Here is a 22,103-nt window from a genome sequence, read left to right on the forward strand (position 1 = left end):
TCGCGTGATCGCGCTCGCCGCCGCCGCGGAGAACCAGACCGTCCTGTCCGGCGCCCTGCTCGCCGCCGTACCCGTGGCGCTGTTCGCCGGCCTCGTCTCCTTCTTCTCCCCCTGCGTCCTGCCGCTGGTTCCCGGCTACATGTCGTACGTGACCGGCGTCACCGGCACCGACCTCGGCGAGGCCCGGCGCGGCCGGATGCTCGCCGGTGCCTCCCTGTTCGTCCTCGGCTTCACCGCCGTCTTCGTCTCCACCGGCGCCCTCTTCGGCTACTTCGGCCAGGCACTCCAGGGATACAAGGACATCGTCTCGCGGGTCCTCGGTGTGCTGATGATCCTGCTCGGCCTGGCGTTCGCGGGTGTCCTGCGGCGCTTCGGCCAGCGCGAGCTGCGCTTCCACAAGAAGCCCGCCATGGGGCTGATCGGCGCGCCGGTGCTCGGCGCGCTCTTCGGGATCGGCTGGACGCCCTGCCTGGGCCCCACCTTCGCCGCCGTCAGCACCCTCTCGCTCTACGACGCCAGCGCCGGGCGGGGCGCCCTGCTCACCGTGGCCTACTGTCTGGGTCTGGGTCTGCCGTTCATCGCCGTTGCGCTGGCCTTCCGCCGGGTGCTCGGGGCGTTCGGCTGGGTCAAGCGGCACTACCAGTGGGTGATGCGGATCGGCGGCGGCATGATGATCGCCCTCGGCATCGTCCTCGTCACCGGCGTCTGGGACAGCCTGATGCAGGACCTCCAGACCTGGACGCAAAGCTTCAATGTTGGGATCTGATTGATGTCCACGAAGACCGACATCCCCCGCGAACCCGGCTCGGCGCCCGATGCGGGCGCCGAGCTCGGCGCCGCCGGATCCCAGCTCTCCACCGCCCCCCAGGAAGACGTCAGCTTCCCCTCGCTCGGCCCCATCGGCTGGGCGCGCTGGTTCTGGCGGCAGCTGACCTCCATGCGGGTGGCGCTGTTGCTGCTGTTCCTGCTCTCCATCGGGGCGATCCCCGGCTCGCTGATCCCCCAGACCAGCATCGACCCGGTCAAGGTCGAGCAGTTCAAGACCGACCACGACATGCTCGGTGCGATCTACGACAAGCTGGGCATGTTCCACGTCTACAGCTCGGTGTGGTTCTCGGCGATCTACCTGCTGCTGTTCATCTCGCTGATCGGCTGCATCGTCCCGCGCACCTGGCAGTTCGTCGGACAGCTCCGCGGCCGCCCGCCGGCCGCGCCGCGCCGGCTGACCCGGCTCCCCGCGTACACCACCTGGCGCAGCGAGGCCGAGCCCGAGGCGATCCTCGAGGCGGCGCAGCGGATGCTGAAGAAGCGCCGATTCCGGGTGCACCGGACGGGCACCGCGGTCGCCGCCGAGAAGGGCTATCTGCGGGAGGTCGGCAACCTCCTCTTCCACGTCGCGCTGATCGTCATGCTGGTGGCGTTCGCCGTGGGCAGCCTGTGGAAGTCCGAGGGCGGCAAGCTGATCACCGAGGGCGACGGCTTCTCCAACAGCCTCGTCCAGTACGACGACTTCAAGTCCGGCCCGTTCTTCGACACCGACACCATGGAGCCGTTCGGCTTCTCGCTGAAGAAGTTCGAGGCGACCTACGAGCGGACCGGGCCGCAGAAGGGCACCCCCCGCGTCTTCCGCGCCGACGTCACGTACTTCACCGGTGCGGACGGCAAGGAGCACAAGAAGGCGATCGAGGTGAACACGCCGCTCGACATCGCGGGCAACAAGGTCTTCCTGCTCTCGCACGGCTACTCGCCGGTGGTCACCGTCAAGGACGGCCGCGGCAAGGTCGTCTACCACGGCGCGGTGCCCTTCCTGCCGCAGGACCCGAAGAACTTCACCTCGACCGGTGTGGTCAAGGTGCCCGGCGCCGAGACCAAGGACGGCAAGCGCAACCAGCTCGGTTTCAACGGGCTGTTCGTACCGACCTTCGGCGGCAAGAACTCCGGGTCGATGTTCTCGCAGTTCCCCGCGCTGGACTTCCCCGTGCTGGCGGTGAACGCCTGGCACGGCGACCTGGGCGTCGACTCCGGTCTGCCGCAGAACGTCTACCAGCTCGACACCAAACGGATGAAGCAGTACAAGGACGCCAAGGGCAACATCTTCAAGAAGATGCTGCTGCCCAAGGACCGCATGGCGCAGCAGGCGAAGCAGCACGCCGGCGGCAAGGGCGGCCTCTCGAAGAAGGACCTCGAGGCCGACAGCACGATGCAGCTCCCCGGCGGCCAGGGCTCCCTCACCTTCGACGGCGTCAAGAGCTGGGCCAGCTTCAAGATCACTCACCAGCCCGGCAACGGTCTCGCACTGACCGGCGCGGTCTGCGCCCTGGTCGGCCTGGCCGGCTCGCTGTTCATCCAACGGCGCCGGATCTGGGTCCGCGCGGAGCGGGCCGCCGACGGCGTCACCGTCGTCGAGATGGCGGGTCTGGGCCGCAGCGAGTCTCCCCGGCTGCCGGACGAACTCGCCGGTCTCGCCGTGGCGCTCGGGCCGAACGCCCCGCTCGCCCCGGACGCCGGGCCCGCGGCCGACGCCGCCGACGAAGACCCGACGGAGCCCACCGACTCTGCCGATCCTGCTGATCCCTCCGAAGGAGCGCGCGCGTGAACCTCGCGGCCGCAGCCAACGAGACACTGGCCCACAACAGCAATCTGCTGGTCTATTCGGCGATGGCCGTCTACACCCTCGCCTTCCTCGCGCACATGGCCGAGTGGGTGTTCGGCAGCCGCAGCAAGGTCGGCCGCACCGCCGCCGCCCTCACGGCCGACGCGAAGGCGCCCGCCGCGGTCTCCGTCCAGGCGGCTCGGCAGGGCGGCGGGACCGCCGTCCTGGAACGCCCGAAGATCATCACGAAGGCCGCGGCCGGCAGCCGTGACGTCCCCGACGGCCCCGGCGCCGCGGGCGGCACCGAGAAGGGCGACCTCTACGGCCGGATCGCCATCTCGCTGACCGTCCTGGCCTGGGCGCTGCACGTCGCGGGCATCGTCACCCGCGCCCTGTCCGTGCAGCGTGCCCCCTGGGGCAACATGTACGAGTTCTCCACGACGCTCGGTGGCGTGGCGGTGGGCTTCTACCTGCTGCTGCTCGTCCTGAAGAAGAACGTCCGCTGGATCGGCCTGCCCCTGGTCACCACCGTCCTGCTCGACCTCGGGCTCGCCGTCTCGGTGCTCTACACCGCCAGCGACCAGCTGGTGCCCGCGCTGCACTCGTACTGGCTGTGGATCCACGTCAGCTGCGCGATCATCTCCGGTGCGGCGCTCTACGTCGGCGCGGTCGCCACGCTGCTCTTCCTCTTCCGCGACCCCTACGAGGCCAAGCTCGCCAACCCGTCGGGCAAGCAGCCCGGCGCGTTCGCCACCTCCGTGCTGGAGCGGCTGCCCTCGGCGGCCTCGCTGGACAAGTTCGCCTACCGCATCAACGCCACCGTCTTCCCGCTGTGGACGTTCACGATCATCGCGGGCGCCATCTGGGCCGGGGCTGCCTGGGGCCGCTACTGGGGCTGGGACCCCAAGGAGGTCTGGTCCTTCATCACCTGGGTCGCCTACGCCTGCTACCTGCACGCCCGTGCCACGGCCGGCTGGAAGGGCCGCAAGGCCGCCGTGGTGGGCCTGATCGGGTTCGCCTGCTACCTGTTCAACTACTTCGGCGTGAACATCTTCGTGACGGGGCTGCACTCCTACGCCGGAGTCTGAGCCGCCCCACCCGCACCGGTGCCGTACGGAACCGGGCCCGCCCCGCGCCGGCCCCCGTACGGCACCGCTGTGTGCCGGGCCCTTCTCAGCGCCGCCTGCGCCGCCCGCGCTCCTGGCGGGGCGGCAGCTGACCGCCCCCCGGCAGCGTCGGCTTCGGCAGGTTCGCCACCTCCCACTGGGCGTCGGCCAGCTGCGCGGCGGTGTCGTCCGGCAGCCGCGGCGGCCGGCGGACGCCGTGCCGGAAGCCGAACGCGGAGGTCAGATCGCCGAAGGCCGCGCGCCGCCAGTCGCTGATGTTGGGCTCCGTGACGCCGGTGAACCGCTCCAGGAACTGCAGCACCGAGGTGTGGTCGAAGGCGTCGCCGGCGGCCCAGCCGCCGACCGTCCAGGGAGAGACGATCAGGCACGGGACGCGGAATCCGCCGCCGATCGGCAGGCCCTGGACGAACTCGTCCTGGGTGCCGGCGGCCGGCACCGGTGGCGGCACATGGTCGAAGAGCCCGTCGTTCTCGTCGTAATTGAGGATGAAGACGGTCTTGCGCCACACCTTCGGGTTCGCGGCGATGGCCTCGATCTTCTTGGCGACGTAGTCGGCGCCGGCGGCCGGCAGGTAGTCCGGGTGCTCGGACTCCGTGCTGGTGGGGATCAGCCAGGAGACGGCCGGCAGCCGGTCGTGGCGGGCGTCGTCCTCGAAGGTCCCGGCCGGTTGCGGCCGTACCCCGCGCTCGTACAGGGCCTGGCCCGGCTTGGCGTCCCGGAACGTCTGGAACTGCTCCAGCAGATTGCAGCCGTAGTCGTCCTCCTCCTGGTACACCTTCCAGCTGATGCCGGCCGTCTCCAGCCGCTCCGCGTACGTCGTCCAGCGGTACGGCTTGGGCGCGGTGTTGTTGAGGACCGGGCCGCCCCGTGTGCCGCCCGCGTCGATCGTGCCGGTCATCCAGTAGAGGCGGTTGGGCCAGGTGGGGCCGAGGACCGAGCAGAAGTAGTTGTCGCAGAGGGTGAACGTCTCGGCGAGGGCGAACTGGAAGGGGATGTCCTCGCGGGTGTGATAGCCCATCACGTACGGACCGTTGATCCCGTCGGCCTTGCGGTGGGCGGGCAGCCAGCGGTCCATCCGTCCGCCGTTCCACGCGTCGTGCTGGACCGACCAGGCGTGGCTGGTGGAGGGGATGGCCTGTGCGCTGGAGGTGTGCGTGTTGAGGCGGAACGGCAGCAGGTAGCCGTCCGGGTTCTCCGCGTCCGGCTGGTGGAAGACGGACCGGCCGTCGGGCAGGGCGAGCGCGTCCGGGTCGGCGAAGCCGCGGACGCCGCGCAGGGTGCCGAAATAGTGGTCGAAGGAGCGGTTCTCCTGCATGAGCATCACGACGTGCTCGACGTCCTCGAGCGAGCCGTGACGCGGGGGTCCGGCGGCCACGGCCTTCTGGACGCTGGGTGGCAGGAGCGACAGCGCGGCTCCGCCGCCGAGCGCGCCGGCTGCGGAGCCGAGGAGTCTGCGTCGGGTCATGTCGGGCATATGTGCCACTCTCCCTGAGTCGCGTGCGGCCTCGGAGGGCCGAACCGACTGTGGCGGTGGCAGGGTTTCCCGGGCAGGGGTCGGTATCTGAACGATGTGTCAATTGGCCGTGAACGGACGCGAGTTGGCCGGTCGTCGCTACGTCTCGTACGCCACACGAAGCAGGCCGCTGCGGACCGTGAGGGGCCCCGGCTACGCGTGGATGACGCCTTGTCAGGACACGCGGCTCAGGCCCGGAGTTCCCCCGGGTGCCGGGTACGGATCCTCCTCCGGGAGCAGCGCGGCGGCCTCCTCGGTCCGCCCCGAACGCACCAGCCCGTGGATCTCGTGCGCCAGCGGCGTCACATCCGAGATGGCCACCGTCCACTCGTCCGCGTACCGCCGCGCGGCCTCTCCGGCCAGCCCCAGCTGCAGCGACCGGTGCGGCAGCGCCGACAGATGCAGATCGCGCTCCGGGTCCCACTGCACACGGGCCGGCGAGGTCTTCAACTGCCACTGCCAGGCCGTGCGGTCGGCGTGCTCCTCGGCGTCGTAGTGCGACAGGCACGCGTGGCCCAGCGCCCAGTCGAAGCCCGCCCGGTCGATCTCAACGGCCAGCACCGTCTCCTGGCTGTCCTTGGTGCCCCAGCCGCAGCGGTACATCATCCACAGGAACGACGGCTTGATCCAGGTCATCCGCCCGCGCTTCCAGGCCGTGGGGAAACGGCCGTCCCGCGCGGCCGGCACGCCGAGCGCGGGGGCGTACGCCTGATAGACGGTGACGGTGTGCGCGGTGTGCCGCGCCCGGATGCGGCGGGCGGGTTCGGGGATGCCGGGGCCGGTGCTCATGGGGGCTCATCCTTGCCCAGGGGGCGGCCCGGCGGCCACCGGATTCCGCTCCGGCCCGCCCGCCTGCCGCCTACTCGTCGCCGATGTCCTCGTTCCACAGCGCCGGATGCGTCCCGATGAAGTCCCGCATCATGCCCGCGCACCCGGGGTCGTCCAGCAGCACGATCCGTACGCCGTGCCGGGCGAGCCAGTCGTGTCCGCCGTGGAAGGACCGGGCCTCGCCGATCACCACCCGGGAGATGCCGAACTGACGCACCAGTCCGCTGCAGTACCAGCAGGGCGAGAGGGTGGTCACCATCGTCGTACCGCGGTAGCTGCGCTGCCGGCCGGCAGCGCGGAAGGCCGCGGTCTCGGCGTGCATCGACGGGTCGTCGTCCTGGACGCGGCGGTTGCGGCCCCGCCCCAGCAGCATCCCGTCCGGCCCGTAGAGCGCCGCACCGATCGGGATGCCGCCCTCGGCCAGCCCGGCCCGCGCCTCGGCGACCGCCGTGGCCAGCATCGTGCGGGCCTGTTCCTGGAGGTGATCGGGGTGGCCGTGCGGGTCGCCGCGGCCGTCGGCGCTGCCGCGCAGCCGGAGCTCGTCGCGGTCGGCCGCCCAGTCCTGCGTACGGCGCTGATCCGGTGCCTGGTCCATGACCGCCACTCTCCTCGCCCCGCCGCGGCCCGGCAACGTGCGAACGGGCGAAGTGCGGGCGGGAGGGCTCAGCCCTTGGCAGGCGGCGGGGTGTCCTCGGGGCCGTCCGTGGCCTCTTCCGCCCGGCGGTCCGCAGGGCCCTGACTGCGCCGCAGCTCCTCCTCGCGGCGCCGCAGGTCGGCCTCCCAGTCCTTGAGCAGCGCCTCGTCCTTCTTGTTCGCGTCCTTGAGGGAGCTGAGGAACTCGGGGTTGTCGTCCGGCGCGATCCACTTCCGGCTGCTGCGGCTGCGGTGCCACTCGGCGGGAGTGCCGCCCCCGGCCGTCGCCGGCCGCCGCTGCTTGCCCGCCACCAGCCAGGCGATCGGGCCGAGCAGCACCTCGCCGAAGAGCAGGATGATGATCACCCACGCCACCTTGGGCAGGCCGCGCACCTGCGATTCGGGGGTGTTGAGGCAGTCGATGAAGGCGTAGATCCACAGCGCCAGGACCAAGAGGACCGGCAGATACCTGAGCATTGCGGGACGTCCCCCTACGCGCGGTGGCGGGCCCGCGGCGGGGCCCGGTGACCCGTACAGGGTAGTGCGTACCGGATACTGGGGCGTATGGCTTACGACGATCTTCGCTCCCTGCTGCGGGCCCTGGAGCGCGAGGGCGACCTCAAGCGCATCAAGGCCGAGGTCGACCCGTATCTGGAAGTCGGCGAGATCGTGGACCGGGTGCAGAAGTCCGGTGGCCCGGCGCTGCTCTTCGAGAACGTCAAGGGCTCGGCGATGCCGCTGGCCATGAATGTCTACGGCACCGACCGCCGGCTGCTCAAGGCGCTCGGCCTGACGTCGTACGGCGACATCAGCGACAAGATCGGCGGGCTGCTCAAGCCGGAGCTGCCGCAGGGCTTCGTCGGGGTGCGGGAGGCGTTCGGCAAGCTCGCCGGAATGATGCACGTCCCGCCGAAGAAGGTGAAGGGCGAGAGCGCACCCGTCCAGGACGTCGTGCTCCAGGGGGACGAGGTGGATCTCGACCGGCTTCCGGCCCTGTTCACCTGGCCCGAGGACGGCGGCTCCTTCTTCAACCTGGGGCTGACGCACACCAAGCACCCGGAGACGGGCGTGCGCAATCTGGGCCTCTACCGCCTCCAGCGCCACGACAAGCGCACCATCGGCATGCACTGGCAGATCCACAAGGACAGCCGCAACCACTACCAGGCCGCCGCCAAGCGCGGTGAGCGGCTGCCGGTCGCGATCGCCTTCGGCTGCCCGCCGGCGGTGACGTACGCCTCGACGGCACCGCTGCCCGGCGACATCGACGAATACCTCTTGGCGGGCTTCGTACAGGGCAAGCGGGTCGAGATGGTCGACTGCAAGACCGTCCCGCTGCAGGTCCCGGCGAACGCCGAGGTGGTGCTGGAGGGCTGGCTGGAGCCCGGGGAGATGCTGCCCGAGGGGCCGTTCGGCGACCACACCGGCTTCTACACGCCGCAGGAGCCGTTCCCGGCGCTGACGATCGACTGCGTGACGATGCGGCGGCGCCCGCTGCTCCAGTCGATCGTCGTGGGCCGCCCGCCGACGGAGGACGGTCCGCTGGGCCGCGCCACCGAGCGGTTCTTCCTGCCGCTGCTCAAGATCATCGTCCCGGACATCGTGGACTACCACCTCCCGGAGTCCGGCGGCTTCCACAACTGCGCGATCGTCTCGATCGACAAGAAGTACCCCAAGCACGCGCAGAAGGTGATGCACGCCATCTGGGGCGCGCACATGATGTCGCTGACCAAGCTGATCGTGGTCGTGGACGCGGACTGCGATGTCCACAACCTCCACGAGGTGTCCTGGCGGGCACTGGGCAACACCGACTACGCCCGCGACCTCACCGTCGCCGAAGGCCCCGTCGACCATCTCGACCACGCCTCCTACCAGCAGTTCTGGGGCGGCAAGGCGGGTATCGACGCGACCGCGAAGTGGCCCGAGGAGGGCTACACGCGGGACGGGGGCTGGCCGCACATGGTCGAGTCCGACCCGCAGGTCGCCGACCGAGTGACCAAGCGTTGGAAGGAGTACGGCCTGTGAGCGGCGAAGCCGTTGCCGAAGGCGGCAGCGCGAACGTAGAGCCTGCCCGCCCGCGCGGGGGCGTCCCGGCGTTTCTCCGGCTGGTGATGATCGAGCACTCGGTCTTCGCGCTGCCCTTCGCCTATATCGCCGCGCTCACCGCGATGTTCCAGTGGGACAGGAACATCCACTGGGGCCGGCTGCTGCTCGTCACCGTCGCGATGGTCGGGCTGCGGACGTTCGCGATGGCCTGCAACCGCATCATCGACCGCGAGATCGACGCCCGGAACCCGCGGACGGCCGGCCGCGAGCTGGTCACCGGCGCGGTCACCGTGAAGGCCGCGTGGACCGGTGCGCTGGTCGCCGTGGTGGTGTTCCTCGGTGCCGCGGCGCTGCTCAACCCGCTGTGCCTGGCGCTGGCGCCGATCGCGGTGGTGCCGATGGTGGTCTATCCGTACGGCAAGCGCTTCACCGACTTCCCGCACGCGATCCTGGGTCTCGCCCAGGCGATGGGGCCGGTCGGCGCCTGGATCGCGATCAGCGGGACCTGGTCCTGGGACGCGGTCGTCCTCGGTCTCGCGGTCGGCGTCTGGATCGGCGGCTTCGACCTGATCTTCGGCTGTCAGGACGTCCAGGCCGACCGGGCACACGGTGTGAAGTCGGTGCCGGCCCGCTTCGGCATCCCGGCGGCCCTGCACGGTGCCCGCGCCTGCCATGCCGTCACCACCGCGCTGCTGGTCTGGTACGCGCTGGCCACCGGTGCCGGGATCTTCTTCTGGGCCGGCCTGGTGATCGTGGCCGCGGCCTTCCTCTACGAGCACACCATCGTGCGCCCGCACGACCTGTCCCGGCTCAACCGGGCCTTCTTCACGGTCAACGGCTTCATCGGCATCGCGCTCTTCCTCTGCGCGCTGCTGGATCTGCTGGTGCGCGGCCTGACGGTCTGACGGGTCCGCCGGCCGGGCCCCGGCCGGCGGTCCGCGCGCGACTCAGACCTTGGCCATCGGCCAGGCGATCAGCCGCGGGTACGTCCACAGCTCGCCGCTGTTCGCCTTCACCGTGCCGATGACGGCGCAGACCATGCCGGCGATGGCGTAGGCGGCCATGATGCCCATCACCGTCAGCACCGGCACCGCCACCCCGGGGCCGTCGCGCTGGGCGGGATTGGCGGCGGCCGCGAAGATGAGGGTGCTGCCGACGTACAGGACCAGCCCGAGGCCCGCCACGATCGCCTGGGTGAAGCCGAAGTTCATGGCCTGGGTGGCGTGGTGGCGGACGTAGAGGTCGTGGCGGTGGCGGGCGCCGTTGCGGATGGACAGCGGAGCCACCCACCCGAGGAAGCCGCCGAGACCGCAGCACATCCCCGAGCCCACCACGACGGTCAGCAGTGCGCCGAGGTGGGTCCACATCGCGGGGCTCGTCGAGGGCGCGGGCGGCTGGGGGCCGCCGTAGCCGGGCTGTTGATAGAGGGGGTCCACCGGATACCCGGGGCCCGGCGGATAGCCGTAGGAGCCGCCCGCCGCCGGATCGGGGCCGCCCCAGGTCGGCTGCGCGCCGTACGGCTGCTGCGGTCCACCGGTGTGCGGCCCGTATCCGGGCTGGTGGTAGTCGGACATGCTCTGCTCACCCCGTTGCGCTCATGCTGCCACCCGCTGCCCGGGCGTCAACTCCCCCTGGCGGCCCGCGGGTCCCGTTCTTCCGAGACTACGGGACGGCGCGGACAGCGGGCCCGGCGGTGACCGAACGCGTGCGCCGGCGCAGCACGAAAGCGGCGGCCACACCGCCCGCCAGCCCGAACAGGTGGCCCTGCCAGCTGATCTGGCTGTCGGTCGGCAGCGCGCCCCAGACGATCGAGCCGTACACCGCGCCGACCAGCACCCCGATGCCGACATCGACGAGCTTGCGCTCGATGAAGCCGCGCACCAGGAGATAGCCGAAGAGACCGAAGACGACGCCGGAGGCGCCCGCGGTGTTGCTGCCCGGGGCGGCCGTCAGCCAGACGCCGAGGCCGCTGGTGACGACGATCAGCGCGACGACGGCCAGGAAGCGGCGTATCCCGGCGCGCAGCGCGGCGACGAAGCCGAGCACCAGCAGCGGCACGGTGTTGGCTGCCAGGTGGTCGAAGCCGAAGTGCAGGAAGGCGGCGGGCACCACGTCGACCAGCTCGGCGGGGTCGCGCGGCTGGATGCCGAAGGCGTCCAGGGCGTTGCCGCTGACGAAGTCGAGCCCCTCCAGTGCCCAGAGCAGGGCGCCCCAGCCCAGCATCAGGCAGATCGCGGGCTTCAGGCGTGCGCTCATCTTCCGGCCGTCCCTTCTCGTCCCCCGGGGGGCGGCCCCCCGGCAAGGCGGTGCGAGGGGCACACAAGGGGGAACGGCCGTGACGGGGTCAGTGGTTCCGCCGGATAGGCTCGATGTCGTGGAGCCGCCGCACATCAACACCAGTAAGCAGGATCCCGGACGCCGCCGTCCGTGGGTCGTGGGGATCTCCGGCGCGTCCGGAACGCCGTATGCCGCGTCCGTGCTGCGCGGGCTGCTCGCCGCGGGGGAGGCGGTCGATCTCATCGTCAGCCGGGCGTCTCGGCTGACGTTGCTGGACGAGACCGGCATCGCTTTCCGGGACGCCCACTGGCGCACCGACCTGCGGAATTGGCTGGCGCGTGGGGCCGACGGCAAGCCGGAGACCTTCCCGGTGACCGAGGAGGCGCTGGCGGATGTGCGGTACTGGCCGGCCGGTGATCTGGCGGCCGGCCCGTCGTCCGGTTCGTATGCCGTCAAGGGGATGCTGATCGTTCCGGCGAGCACGGCGTGTGTGGCCGGGGTGGCGCTCGGACTCTCGAAGGATCTTCTCCAGCGGGTGGCGAGCGTGACGCTCAAGGAGCGCCGCCGGCTGGTGGTCACGGTGCGGGAGACCCCGCTGAACGGACCTACGCTGAAGCATCTGGTGACGCTGGACGAGGCGGGCGCCGTGGTGTTGCCCGCCTCGCCGGCGTTCTACGCGGGAGCGACGCACATCCAGGATCTGGTGGACTTCGTCGCGGGCCGGGTGCTCGATGCGGCCGAGGTGCCGCACGGTCTGTACCGGCGCTGGGAGGGGGAGCTGCGGGGAGGCTCCAAGGAGGAGGCCCCGGGCCCGTCCTAGCTGTGTCTAGCGCTTCTTGGCGGCCGCGCGGCCGAAGAGACGCCGGGCCTGCGGGGCCGCTTCCTTGTGGGCGCGTGAACGATTGGCCTGGTCCTGCAGCTCGCGCATGCGGGCGTAGGCCATCTCGATCGAGTACACGGTGACAACTCCTGTGAAGATCGTCGCTGATCGTCGGAAGATTCGACAGAATCACAGGGCATGAGGCCCTGTATGCCTTAGATTCTACATGCAGAACACGAAAATGCGTAAAGATTGGAAGGCTTGAGGGCATGGACGCGGTGGATAGGCAGCTCATCCAGGCACTTCGCGAGAACGGCAGGGCCTCCTATGCGGAGCTCGGCCGGCTCGTGGGCCTCTCCGGACCCAGCGTCACGGACCGGATCAACCGGCTCGAAGCGGCCGGTGTGATCACCGGCTATCGCGCCACGGTCGACGCCGCCTCCCTCGGGCTCGGCGTCACCGCGCTCGTCGGCATCTCCCTGTCGGACGCCGCGGACCACGAGGACGTGGCGCGGCGGCTCAAGGACCTCGCCGAGATCGAGGACTGCTGGTTCATCGCCGGCGACGACTCGTACATGCTCAAGGTGCGGGTGGGCGACGTCGACGGACTGGAGCGCACCATCCGCCGGCTCTCCGGCACCAGGGGCGTCTCCCGCACGCGTACCACCATCGTGCTCTCCACCAAGTGGGAGAACCGCGTCGGCGAGCTGCCCGAAGAGTCCGAGTAACGGCCGCGTCCGGCCCGGCGGCGGGCGGACGGGGCACACCGAGGGCTTCCGTCCGCCCGGGTGCATGGGCGCTCCATGCACCCGGAAAACGGGAGTAGGCTCGGCGGAGCCGATTTTCCGGTACCGAAAGGGCACCGGAGCGGCACGGATACGGCAGAGACACTGGGAGGCGACGGGATGGCTGCATCTATGGACGCGGGCCTGAAGCGCGAGCTGGAGGCGAAGGTCCACGCCGGTGAGCGGCTGACCCGCGAGGACGGTATCGCCCTCTACGAGTCCGACGACCTGGCGTGGCTGGGCGGCCTCGCCCACGAGGTGCGGACGCGCAAGAACGGCGACGTCGTGCACTTCAACGTCAACCGGCACCTCAACATGACGAACGTGTGCACCGCGTCGTGCGCCTACTGCTCCTTCCAGCGCAAGCCGGGGGAGAAGGACGCGTACACGATGCGCATCGAGGAGGCCGTCCGCCTCGCCAAGGCGATGGAGGGCGAGAACCTCACCGAGCTGCACATCGTCAACGGTCTGCACCCGACGCTGCCGTGGCGCTACTACCCGCGCTCCCTGAAGGCCCTCAAGGAAGCCCTCCCGGAGGTCTCCCTCAAGGCCTTCACCGCCACCGAGATCCACCACTTCGAGACCATCTCGGGCCTGACCGCCTCCGAGATCCTCGACGAGCTGATCGAGGCCGGCCTGGAGTCGCTGACCGGCGGCGGCGCCGAGATCTTCGACTGGGAGGTCCGGCAGCACATCGTCGACCACCGCACCCACTGGGAAGACTGGTCGCGCATCCACCGCCTGGCCCACGAAAAGGGCCTCAAGACCCCCTCGACCATGCTCTACGGCCACATCGAGGAGCCCCGCCACCGCGTCGACCACGTCCTGCGCCTGCGCGAGCTCCAGGACGAGACCGGCGGCTTCCAGGTCTTCATCCCGCTGCGCTACCAGCACGACTTCGTCGACATGCAGGACGGCAAGGTCCGCAACAAGCTCCAGGCCCGTACGACGATGGCCAGCGGCGCCGAGGCCCTCAAGACCTTCGCCGTCTCCCGCCTGCTGTTCGACAACGTCCCGCACGTCAAGTGCTTCTGGGTGATGCACGGTCTGCAGACCACCCAGCTCGCCCTCCAGCACGGCGCCGACGACATGGACGGCTCGGTCGTCGAGTACAAGATCACGCACGACGCGGACAACTACGGCACGCCGAACAAGCTCACCCGCGACGACCTGCTCGACCTCATCCGTGACGCCGGCTTCCGCCCCATCGAGCGCAACACCCGCTACGAGTCCATCCGCGAGTACCCGGGCCCGGACCCGGACCGCCGCGAGGCGCCCCAGCCGATGCGCCTCTGACCTGACCGGGGGCGCCATCGGCGCGGAAACCGGAAGGTCCTAGGGTCCAGGTCATGAGCGTGCGCTTCGACCTGGACCCTGCTGTCACCCCCGAGCTCCGCGACGGGATCTGCGCGCTGTGGGCGGACGTCTCCAACGCCGGCGGCGCCGTCGGCTTCGTGCCGCCGGTCACCCGCGACGACGTGCGCGCCGACCTGCTGCGGCATCTGGCGGCCATGGCCGAGGGCCGGGCACGCCTGGTCACCGGGCGCGACGCCGACGGCCGCGTGGTGGCCACGGCCTTCCTGACCCTCAACAGCCACCGGCTGATGCGGCACTGGCTCTGGGTCTACACCGTGATGGTCCACCCCGACCACCAGGGCCGGGGCACCGGGCGCGCCCTGATGTCCGCGGTGGCCGACGCCGCCCGGACGGTCGACGGCGTCCACGGCATCCGCCTCACCTGCCGCGGCGGCACCGGCGTCTCCCGCTTCTACGGCTCCTGCGGCTACAAAGAGGTCGGCCGGGTCCCGGGCGCGATCAAGGTGGCGGAGGGGGACTACCGGGACGACGTCACCATGTGGCTCGACCTGGGGTGAGCGCGGCGGCAGCGCGCAGGACCTGCGGGGTGCGGCCCCGGCCCGCCGGTACGGCACCGGCCCGCCGGTCCGATACGCCGGAAAGGCCGCGTAAGGGGGCGTTCCGGCGGCCGGTGCGCAGTGCGTATCCTGGCTCGGGGAATCGACTCGTCGACGCCGTCATGATTCAGAAGAAGGTCCCATCCGTGAGTAGCCACCAGTTCGCCACACTCCGCTACACCGCACTTCGTATCGGCCTCTTCATCGCCTCGTTCGCCGTGGTGTGGGTGCTGGCCTACTTCCGGATCATTCCGCTCGGTGTCGGCAGCTCCAATCTCATCTGGCTGCTGCTGCTCGCCATCGTGATCTCCGCGCCGCTCAGCTTTGTGCTGCTGCGCAAGCAGCGCGATGCGATGTCCGAGCAGATCGTGGCCAAGGTCGACCGTCAGCGCGATCGCCTCGCGGCCAACCGCAGCCAGGAGGACGGGGCCTGAGCGGCTCCGGTCGGGGCGCGCACCGGGTGTAAGACGCCTCACATCACGACATCCGCGGCAGGCGCCCGGTAGTTGGGACATGTCCCAACTACCGGGCGCCTGCCGCGTTGTGCGGTCCTGCCGTCCCGCCACTGCCCCGCCGGCGGTGTCGCCTCGTCCCAAAGATTTTCTTTGGGTTCCTCAAAGTTCAAGTGTTAACGTGTTTGTCATGAAGACAGCAGTCGCGCCCCCGTCCCCCATGAGCGTCGCGCTCGTGGCGCGCCTGCACGTCGATCTCTGCCGCTGTATGTCCGCGGCCTGTTGCCGCCGTTGACCACCCCCGCAGCCAGCGGCCGGAGATCCATTACGCCCCCACCCTCCGGGCGGAAGGGGCCATGAGCGCCCGCTGCGCAGTTCGCTCGATCTCCTGGCGTTCCACGCCGTTCCCCGTGCCTTACGTGTCCTCACCGGAGTGTGTCCGTTGTCCTCGTCCCCGTCTGCCCAGACGCCCAAGACGTCCCGAATACCCAAGATCCCCTTCTGGGTCCAGATCCTGGCCGGTCTCGCGCTCGGCGTGCTGCTCGGCTGGATCGCCAAGAGCGGTGACGTCGGCTGGCTCACGTCCACGCTGCAGCACATCGGCGACCTCTTCGTCCAGCTGCTGAAGCTGGCCGTCGCCCCGCTGGTCTTCTTCGCCATCCTGGTGTCGATCACCAACCTGCGGCAGGTCAACAACGCGGCCCGGCTCGCCACCCGCACCCTGCTGTGGTTCATGGCGACCTCGCTGATCGCCGTCGCGATCGGCCTGGCGATCGGCCTGCTGACCAACCCCGGCGCGGGCACCGGCCTGACCCCCAAGGACGGCAAGCTCCCCGAGCACGCCGGCTCCTGGATCGACTTCCTGACCGGCATCGTCCCCACCGACATCATCACGCCGTTCACCGAGCTGAACGTCCTGCAGATCGTCTTCATGGCGGCCGTCGCCGGTATCGCGGCACTCCAGCTCGGCGAGAAGGCCGAGCCGGTCCTCCACATCAGCCGTTCCGTGCTGGAGCTGCTGCAGAAGGCCCTGTGGTGGGTCATCCGCCTCGCCCCGATCGGCACCGTCGGCCTCATCGGCAACGCCATCGCGACGTACGGCTGGAACCTGATCGGCAAGTACGCGACCTTCACCGTCGACGTCTACATCGGCTGCGCGCTCGTCCTCTTCGGCGTCTACCCGCTGCTGCTGTCGACCGTCGCCAAGGTCAACCCGCTGCAGTTCTTCCGGGGCGCCTGGCCCGCCATCCAGCTGGCCTTCGTCTCCCGCTCCTCGGTCGGCACCATGCCGGTCACCCAGAAGGTCACCGAGCGCCTCGGTGTGCCGCGTGAGTACGCGTCCTTCGCGGTGCCGTTCGGCTCGACGACGAAGATGGACGGCTGCGCCTCGATCTACCCGGCGATCGCCGCGATCTTCATCGCGCAGATCTTCGATGTCCACCTGGGCATCGGCGACTACGTCCTGATCGCGTTCGTCTCGGTGATCGGCTCGGCCGCCACCGCCGGTCTGACCGGTGCGACGGTCATGCTGACCCTGACCCTCTCCACCCTGGGACTGCCCCTGGAGGGTGTCGGCCTGCTGATGGCCATCGACCCGATCCTGGACATGATGCGGACGGCCACCAACGTCGCAGGTCAGGCGGTCATCCCGATCCTGGTCTCCGCCAAGGAGAAGATCCTGGACCGCGACGCGTTCGCCCGGGCGACCAGCATCCGTATCGGCGAGACCGAGACCGGAGCCGAGGCCGGGGCGGCGGGCGAGCCCGAGGTCACCGCGGTGCCCGCCGCGGCCACCGCGGGCTGACGCCCCCGGCGATCCGAAGAGGCGCCCCCGCGGCTGGTACGTCCGGCCGCGGGGGCGCTGTCGTGTCCGGACCGATCCGGTGCCGTCCCACCTGCCGGGCGCCGCCCCGGTGTGCTCGATGACGCGGAGATCCGGGGCGCGGAGCGTGTCGGCGTCGAGGGGATCCGATCACCGGCGAGTACCCGCCAGTGTGCGACCCGGCGGTCCCCCGTCGACCTCCTGGACGTGGTCCTCGACCGGGCGGGCCCGCATCTCCAGGACCTCGGGTGCGATGCCGGGGAGCGCCTCGACCGGGACCGTGCCGCCGTCGGGGCGGGTGTAGGGGGTGGCGCTGAGGGCGCTGGTGCCCATGAGGGTGGCGCTGATCAACCGGTCGGGGTGGTCGGCGAGCGCCATCTGGGCGAGCATGCCGCCGAGGGGCAGGCCGACGAGATGCGTCCGCCCGATGCCGAGTCCGTCCAGGACGGCGACCGCGTCGGCGGCGAGATCGGCGATGCGGTACGGCCGCGCGTCGAACGGCCGGCCGGAGCGGCCGGTGTCGCGGTGGTCGTAGCGGATGACCCGGTGCTGCGCGGCGAGCGCGTCCACCAGGGGGCTCCGCCCGGCCGACGCCGGACGCCCGGGCGCCCGGACGCCCATGACCGGTCGCAGCGGGGGTGTGGGAGTGCGCAGCCCGCGCCACGTGGCGAGACGTGTCGTCTTGTGGTGTCGCGATCGTGTCAAGAAACAAAGGGCGGAGGGCGAAGATCGTAAACTTACTTTGCGGTAAAGGGGCGGGACGGAAGGACATTCGGCGTGAGTGCTGTGAAGAACAAGCGGATGCCACGGGCGGTCCGGGAACGGCAGATGCTGGACGCGGCGGTCGGGACGTTCGCCCGGCGTGGTTACCGGGCGGCCTCGATGGACGAGATCGCCGAGGCCGCCGGGGTGTCGAAGCCGCTGGTCTACCTCTATCTGCATTCGAAGGACGAGCTGTTCACGGCGGTGATCCGGCGGGAGTCCGCCGCGCTGGTGGAAGCCGTGCGGGCGGCGGTCGAGCCGGACGCGCCGGCGGACCGGCAGCTGTGGAGCGGGCTGAAAGGCTTCTTCGCGCACACCGCCGCGCATCCGGAGGGGTGGGCGGTACTGCACCAGCAGGCGCGTACGCACGGCGAACCCTTCGCGCGTGAAGTGGCCGCGATGCGCGACGAGATCGTGGAGTTCGTCACGGAGCTGATCGGCGCGACGGCCAAGGAGGCGGGCTGCGCCGGGGAACTGGCCGACCGGGAGGTGGCGGGCCTCGCGCACGCCCTGGTCGGGGCGGCCGAGTCGCTCGCCGAGTGGGCCAACGCCCCTACGTACGAAGGGTTCCCCGGGGAGGGGGAGCGCCCGGCGGCGAAGGACACGGCGGCCACCCTGATGAACTTCGCCTGGGCGGGGCTGGGCCGGATGGTGGCCGGCGAACGCTGGGCGCCGGGCGGCTGACGGCGGCGCGCCGATCGACCCCGCCGGGCCGGCGCCCTCGCGGGCCCGGCGCGGTCAATCGGCCGGGGCGGCCGGCCCGGGCAGGAGCTCCACCGTTCCGGAGAGGTGCACCCGGGGCCGCTCGCCGGTGTCGCCCCGCAGCTGGAAGGCGACCGTCCCGTCCGCCGTGTCCCGTTGGGCGTAGGAGACGGTGGCGGGCAGCAGCACCGGTGCCCGGAAGGCGGCCGTGAGGCGTACCGCCGCGGCCCCGGCCGGGACGGCCGCCGCGGCGCACCGGGCAGCCGTCCACATCCCGTGCGCGATGGCGCGCGGGAAGCCGAGCGGGCGGGCGGTGAGCGGGTGGAGGTGGATGGGGTTGTAGTCGCCGGAGACGGCGGCGTGGCGGCGACCCAGGCCGGCGGGCAGCTGCCACCGATCCCGTACCGGGAGCGTCGGCAGGTCCGGTGACGGCTCCTCGGGAGTCGAGCCCTCGTGGTCGTCCGGCACCCGGTGTCGTGCCAGATAGCCGCTGCGGTCCACCCACACCAGCCGCCCCGCCCGCCGTGCCTCGGTCGTCATGACGACCTCCGTGCCCCGCCGGTGGGCTCGCAGCTCCTCGGCGCGCACGGAGAGTTCGAGGTAGTCCTCGATCTCCAGCTGCGTGTACTGCTCGATCTCCAGCGTGGTGTGCACCAGGCCCAGCAGCGGCAGCGGGAAGGCGCGGGCGCTCATCAGGCGGGCCGCGAGCGGGAAGCCGAGGATGTGCGGGTAGGTGAGGGGGAGGGGGCCGGTCTCGGGGAAGCCGCAGACCCGGGCGTACGCGGCGACGTCGGCCGGGTCGATACGGGCGGCGGGCAGGACGAGCCGGGTGGGCGGCAGCGCGGCGCCCGGGTGCGGGCGCTTGCCGATGCCGGTCAGAACGCCCTTGCCCAGGGCGGGCATCAGCCGCGGTGTCCGGCTCAGCACGGTCGTGTCACTCATCAGGCCCCCAACAGGCTCTGCCCGCACACGCGGACCGTCTGGCCGTTGACGCCGGAGGAGGCGGGGCTCGCCAGCCAGGCGATGGTCTCGGCGACGTCGACGGGTGCGCCGCCCTGGCCGAGCGAGCTCATCCGCCGGCCGGCCTCGCGGAGGAACAGCGGAACCGCGGCGGTCATCTTCGTCTCGATGAAGCCGGGCGCGACGGCGTTGACGGTGACCCCGTGCTCGGCGGCGGCGCGCGGGGCCAGTGAGCGCACCAGGCCGATGATGCCCGCCTTGCTCGCCGCGTAGTTGGTCTGGCCGGTGTTGCCCGCGATGCCGGCGATGGAGGCGGTGGCGATGATGCGCCCGGTGCCGCGGCACAGGGCGCCCGCGTCCAGGAGGTGGTCGGTGGTCCGGAGCACCGCGCCGAGGTTCACGTCCAGGACCGGACTCCACCGCTCCTCCGGCATGTTGGCGAGCCGCCGGTCGCGGGTGATGCCCGCGTTGTGGACGAGGATGTCGAGCCCGGGGGAGGGGAGCGCGGCGGCGATGCGGGCGCCCGCGTCGGGGGCCGTGATGTCCAGGGGGAGCGCGGTGCCGCCGAGCCGCTCGGCGACGGCGGTCAGATCGTCCGCTGCCTGCGGTACGTCAAGGCAGATGACCTGCGCGCCGTCCCGGACGAGCGTCTCGGCGACGGCCGCGCCGATGCCCCGCGCCGCGCCGGTCACCAGCGCGGTACGGCCGGCCAGGGGGCGGGCCCAGTCGTCGGGCACCACCGCCGCGGAGGCCCCGATCTCGACGACCTGCCCGCTGACGAAGGCCGAGCGGGGCGAGAGCAGGAACCGCAGGGTCGACTCCGCCGGGTCCGGCGCGCTCGCGGAGCCCTCCGCTCCCGGTGCCAGCCGCAGGAGTTGGGCCGTACGGGCCCGTCCCAGCTCCTTGCCCAGGGAGCGGACGAAGCCGGCCAGGCCCTCCTGCGCCGCGGCCTGGTGGTGGTCGAGCGGGTCGGGGACCGTGCCGATCACCACGACGCGGGCGTGGTCGTCGAGGGACCGTACGACGGGATGCAGCGCGGCGTGCACGTCCCGCAGGCCGGCGGGGTCGGCGACCCCGGTGGCGTCCACGACGGCCGCGGCGACGGGGGTGCCTCCTTCACGGGCGTGGGGGAGGGGGCCGGCCGCGCCGGTGGAGGTGTGGACGGTGAGCCCGGTGCGGGCGAGGACCGCGTCGAGACCGTCGCCGGACGAGCCGGCCTTCAGCAGCAGCACCGGCCCGTCCAGACCGGGATGTTCGGGGCTCCAGCGGCGCAGCGGGGTGGGCTGCGGCAGGCCGAGGCGGCGGGCGAGGAAGCGGCCGGGGCCGGAATTGGTGAGACGAAGGTAGCGATCGGGCATTGGCCAACTCCTGGTCCTCGCGTAAATTTACTTCGAAGTAAGGTTACTGATGGGTCAGGAGTTGGTCGAGGATGAGAGCTGGCAACGGGCCGACGGAACGGCCGGCGGATGCCGCCCCAACCGGCCGGCGCATACGGCACGTTGCGGTCATCGGCGGCAGCCGCACACCCTTCGCCCGCTCCGACGGCCGGTACGCGACCGCCTCCAACCAGGACCTGCTGACCGCCGCGCTCAACGGCCTGGTGGACCGCTACGGCCTGGCGGACGAGCGGGACGGGACCTCGCCCGACGCGGGCCCGGTGGTCGGCGAGTTCGTCGCCGGTGCCGTCCTCAAGCACAGCCGTGACTTCAACCTCGCCCGCGAGACGGTCCTCGGCTCCCGGCTCGACCCGCGCACCCCCGCGTACGACATCCAGCAGGCGTGCGGCACCGGGCTGCAGGCGGTCATCGCGGTCGCCAACAAGATCGCCCTCGGCCGGCTCGACTGCGGCATCGCGGGCGGCGCGGACACCACGAGCGACGCCCCGCTGGGCGTCAACGACGCCCTGCGCAAGATCTTGCTGGCCGCCCGGCGCGCCCGGTCGGCCGGCGCCAGGGCCCGTGCGCTCGCCCGCATCCGGCCGCGCCATCTGGTCCCCGACATGCCCCGCAACGCCGAGCCCCGCACCGGCCTCTCGATGGGCGAGCACGCCGCCCGTACGGCGAAGGAGTGGGGGATCGGCCGGGCCGCTCAGGACGAGCTGGCCGCCACCAGTCATCAGCGCCTGGCCGCCGCCTACGACCGCGGCTTCCTGGACGACCTGGTGGTGCCCTTCCAGGGCCTGGCACGCGACGAGAACCTCCGCCCCGACTCCACGGCGGAGAAACTCGCCCGCCTCAAGCCGGTGTTCGGCACCGAGGACGAAGACGCCACCATGACGGCCGGCAACGCGACCCCGCTGACGGACGGTGCGGCGACCGTCCTGCTGGCCGACGAGGAGTGGGCGCGGGCCCGCGGCCTGAGCCCACTCGCCCATCTCACCGCGTACGAGAGCGCCGCCGTGGACTTCGTCGGCGGCGCGGACGGCCTTCTGATGGCACCGACGTACGCCGTTCCGCGCCTGCTGGAGCGCGCCGGTCTCGGCATCGAGGACTTCGACTTCATCGAGATCCACGAGGCGTTCGCCTCGCAGGTGCTCGCCACCCTGGCCGCCTGGGAGAAGCGGGGACTCGCCCCCGTGGACCGTACCCGCCTCAACGTCGCCGGCTCCTCCCTCGCCACCGGCCACCCCTTCGCGGCCACCGGCCCCCGGATCATCGCCACCCTCGCCAAGCTGATGGCCGAGGCGGGGCGGGAGGGCGCGGACGGTGCCCCGGTCCGCGGCCTGGTCTCCGTCTGTGCGGCGGGCGGCCAAGGAGTGACGGCCCTCCTCGAACGCCCCGCCTGACCCGCCACGCCCGGCCTGCCCCCACACACCCTGCCTGCCTCCCCACGCCCCGCCTGACCCCCCACGCGCCCCCTTCCCCCGCAAGTAC

At 71.4% G+C, this 22,103-nt stretch carries 23 protein-coding genes; 13 read left to right on the plus strand and 10 right to left on the minus strand.

Annotated features, from left to right (window positions below):
• Positions 1-4: 4 nt before the first annotated feature.
• The 3 genes from ACGFML_RS20710 to ccsB are packed head-to-tail and all read left to right on the plus strand — an operon-like array spanning position 5 to position 3,681.
• Positions 5-766 carry a cytochrome c biogenesis CcdA family protein gene (locus ACGFML_RS20710; protein ID WP_393545685.1) on the plus strand — a complete coding sequence of 254 codons (762 nt, stop codon included), beginning with the start codon at positions 5-7 and terminating at the stop codon, positions 764-766.
• A gap of 3 nt (positions 767-769) precedes the next feature.
• Positions 770-2,596 (plus strand): cytochrome c biogenesis protein ResB, encoded by a 1,827-nt coding sequence (locus ACGFML_RS20715; RefSeq protein WP_393545687.1) that lies wholly within the window; start codon positions 770-772, stop codon positions 2,594-2,596.
• Positions 2,593-3,681, plus strand: a complete 1,089-nt coding sequence (gene ccsB, locus ACGFML_RS20720; protein WP_393545689.1) for a c-type cytochrome biogenesis protein CcsB — start codon at positions 2,593-2,595, stop codon at positions 3,679-3,681. Before ACGFML_RS20715 ends, ccsB begins: the two co-directional genes overlap by 4 nt.
• Positions 3,682-3,766: 85 nt before the next feature.
• Here ccsB and ACGFML_RS20725 read toward each other — a convergent pair whose 3' ends face one another.
• The 4 genes from ACGFML_RS20725 to ACGFML_RS20740 form a co-directional block, all read right to left on the minus strand.
• Positions 3,767-5,194, minus strand: a complete 1,428-nt coding sequence (locus tag ACGFML_RS20725; RefSeq protein WP_393545691.1) for an alkaline phosphatase family protein — start codon at positions 5,192-5,194, stop codon at positions 3,767-3,769.
• Positions 5,195-5,407: 213 nt separating this feature from the next.
• Positions 5,408-6,022: a DUF4291 domain-containing protein gene (locus tag ACGFML_RS20730; RefSeq protein ID WP_393545693.1), complete on the minus strand. Its 615-nt coding sequence runs from the start codon at positions 6,020-6,022 to the stop codon at positions 5,408-5,410.
• Between the two features lie 70 nt (positions 6,023-6,092).
• Positions 6,093-6,656 (minus strand): nucleoside deaminase, encoded by a 564-nt coding sequence (locus ACGFML_RS20735; RefSeq protein WP_393545695.1) that lies wholly within the window; start codon positions 6,654-6,656, stop codon positions 6,093-6,095.
• Positions 6,657-6,724: 68 nt separating this feature from the next.
• Positions 6,725-7,171: a PLD nuclease N-terminal domain-containing protein gene (locus ACGFML_RS20740; RefSeq protein ID WP_393545697.1), complete on the minus strand. Its 447-nt coding sequence runs from the start codon at positions 7,169-7,171 to the stop codon at positions 6,725-6,727.
• A gap of 87 nt (positions 7,172-7,258) precedes the next feature.
• Between ACGFML_RS20740 and ACGFML_RS20745 the strand changes: the two genes are divergently transcribed.
• Positions 7,259-8,716, plus strand: coding sequence for a menaquinone biosynthesis decarboxylase (locus ACGFML_RS20745; RefSeq protein ID WP_393545699.1), 1,458 nt, complete (start codon positions 7,259-7,261; stop codon positions 8,714-8,716).
• Positions 8,713-9,642 carry a menaquinone biosynthesis prenyltransferase MqnP gene (gene mqnP, locus ACGFML_RS20750; RefSeq protein ID WP_393545701.1) on the plus strand — a complete coding sequence of 310 codons (930 nt, stop codon included), beginning with the start codon at positions 8,713-8,715 and terminating at the stop codon, positions 9,640-9,642. The genes ACGFML_RS20745 and mqnP overlap by 4 nt, the downstream gene beginning before the upstream one ends.
• A gap of 42 nt (positions 9,643-9,684) precedes the next feature.
• Here the strand turns inward: mqnP and ACGFML_RS20755 are convergent, their stop codons facing one another.
• Together ACGFML_RS20755 and ACGFML_RS20760 are read right to left on the minus strand one after the other, a co-directional pair.
• A complete protein-coding gene (locus ACGFML_RS20755) occupies positions 9,685-10,311 on the minus strand; it encodes a DUF4870 domain-containing protein (RefSeq protein ID WP_393545703.1) in 627 nt (208 codons plus the stop codon).
• An 88-nt stretch (positions 10,312-10,399) separates the two neighbouring features.
• Complete coding sequence (locus ACGFML_RS20760) at positions 10,400-10,993, minus strand: rhomboid family intramembrane serine protease (protein ID WP_393545705.1); 594 nt, start codon at positions 10,991-10,993, stop codon at positions 10,400-10,402.
• Between the two features lie 118 nt (positions 10,994-11,111).
• On the opposite strand from ACGFML_RS20760, the gene ACGFML_RS20765 reads away from it, so the two are divergent.
• Entirely contained in the window at positions 11,112-11,834 is a 723-nt protein-coding gene (locus ACGFML_RS20765; RefSeq protein WP_393545707.1) for a UbiX family flavin prenyltransferase, read from the plus strand.
• A gap of 6 nt (positions 11,835-11,840) precedes the next feature.
• Here ACGFML_RS20765 and ACGFML_RS20770 read toward each other — a convergent pair whose 3' ends face one another.
• Positions 11,841-11,972 (minus strand): hypothetical protein, encoded by a 132-nt coding sequence (locus tag ACGFML_RS20770; RefSeq protein WP_393546436.1) that lies wholly within the window; start codon positions 11,970-11,972, stop codon positions 11,841-11,843.
• Positions 11,973-12,103: 131 nt separating this feature from the next.
• On the opposite strand from ACGFML_RS20770, the gene ACGFML_RS20775 reads away from it, so the two are divergent.
• The 5 genes from ACGFML_RS20775 (at position 12,104) to ACGFML_RS20795 (ending at position 16,788) form a co-directional block, all read left to right on the plus strand.
• Positions 12,104-12,562 (plus strand): Lrp/AsnC family transcriptional regulator, encoded by a 459-nt coding sequence (locus ACGFML_RS20775; RefSeq protein ID WP_393545709.1) that lies wholly within the window; start codon positions 12,104-12,106, stop codon positions 12,560-12,562.
• A gap of 189 nt (positions 12,563-12,751) precedes the next feature.
• Positions 12,752-13,915: an aminofutalosine synthase MqnE gene (gene mqnE / locus ACGFML_RS20780; protein ID WP_393546383.1), complete on the plus strand. Its 1,164-nt coding sequence runs from the start codon at positions 12,752-12,754 to the stop codon at positions 13,913-13,915.
• A gap of 53 nt (positions 13,916-13,968) precedes the next feature.
• Entirely contained in the window at positions 13,969-14,493 is a 525-nt protein-coding gene (locus ACGFML_RS20785) for a GNAT family N-acetyltransferase (RefSeq protein ID WP_393545711.1), read from the plus strand.
• Between the two features lie 185 nt (positions 14,494-14,678).
• Positions 14,679-14,966 carry a DUF4229 domain-containing protein gene (locus tag ACGFML_RS20790; RefSeq protein WP_393545713.1) on the plus strand — a complete coding sequence of 96 codons (288 nt, stop codon included), beginning with the start codon at positions 14,679-14,681 and terminating at the stop codon, positions 14,964-14,966.
• A gap of 460 nt (positions 14,967-15,426) precedes the next feature.
• Positions 15,427-16,788 (plus strand): dicarboxylate/amino acid:cation symporter, encoded by a 1,362-nt coding sequence (locus ACGFML_RS20795; RefSeq protein ID WP_393545714.1) that lies wholly within the window; start codon positions 15,427-15,429, stop codon positions 16,786-16,788.
• A 168-nt stretch (positions 16,789-16,956) separates the two neighbouring features.
• On the opposite strand, the gene ACGFML_RS20800 is transcribed toward ACGFML_RS20795, so the two are convergent.
• Positions 16,957-17,376 (minus strand): alpha/beta fold hydrolase, encoded by a 420-nt coding sequence (locus ACGFML_RS20800; RefSeq protein ID WP_393545715.1) that lies wholly within the window; start codon positions 17,374-17,376, stop codon positions 16,957-16,959.
• Positions 17,377-17,583: 207 nt separating this feature from the next.
• On the opposite strand from ACGFML_RS20800, the gene ACGFML_RS20805 reads away from it, so the two are divergent.
• Positions 17,584-18,252 (plus strand): TetR/AcrR family transcriptional regulator, encoded by a 669-nt coding sequence (locus tag ACGFML_RS20805; RefSeq protein WP_393545717.1) that lies wholly within the window; start codon positions 17,584-17,586, stop codon positions 18,250-18,252.
• 54 nt (positions 18,253-18,306) lie between these two features.
• Here the strand turns inward: ACGFML_RS20805 and ACGFML_RS20810 are convergent, their stop codons facing one another.
• A complete protein-coding gene (locus ACGFML_RS20810) occupies positions 18,307-19,212 on the minus strand; it encodes a MaoC/PaaZ C-terminal domain-containing protein (protein WP_393545719.1) in 906 nt (301 codons plus the stop codon).
• Positions 19,212-20,588: a 3-oxoacyl-ACP reductase gene (locus ACGFML_RS20815; RefSeq protein ID WP_393545721.1), complete on the minus strand. Its 1,377-nt coding sequence runs from the start codon at positions 20,586-20,588 to the stop codon at positions 19,212-19,214. Before ACGFML_RS20815 ends, ACGFML_RS20810 begins: the two co-directional genes overlap by 1 nt.
• Positions 20,589-20,659: 71 nt before the next feature.
• Here ACGFML_RS20815 and ACGFML_RS20820 point away from each other — a divergent pair, with 71 nt between their 5' ends.
• Positions 20,660-22,015, plus strand: coding sequence for an acetyl-CoA C-acetyltransferase (locus ACGFML_RS20820; RefSeq protein WP_393545723.1), 1,356 nt, complete (start codon positions 20,660-20,662; stop codon positions 22,013-22,015).
• Positions 22,016-22,103 lie beyond the last annotated feature (88 nt).

This window comes from Streptomyces sp. NPDC048650 (assembly GCF_043199095.1).
Taxonomy (GTDB): domain Bacteria; phylum Actinomycetota; class Actinomycetes; order Streptomycetales; family Streptomycetaceae; genus Streptomyces.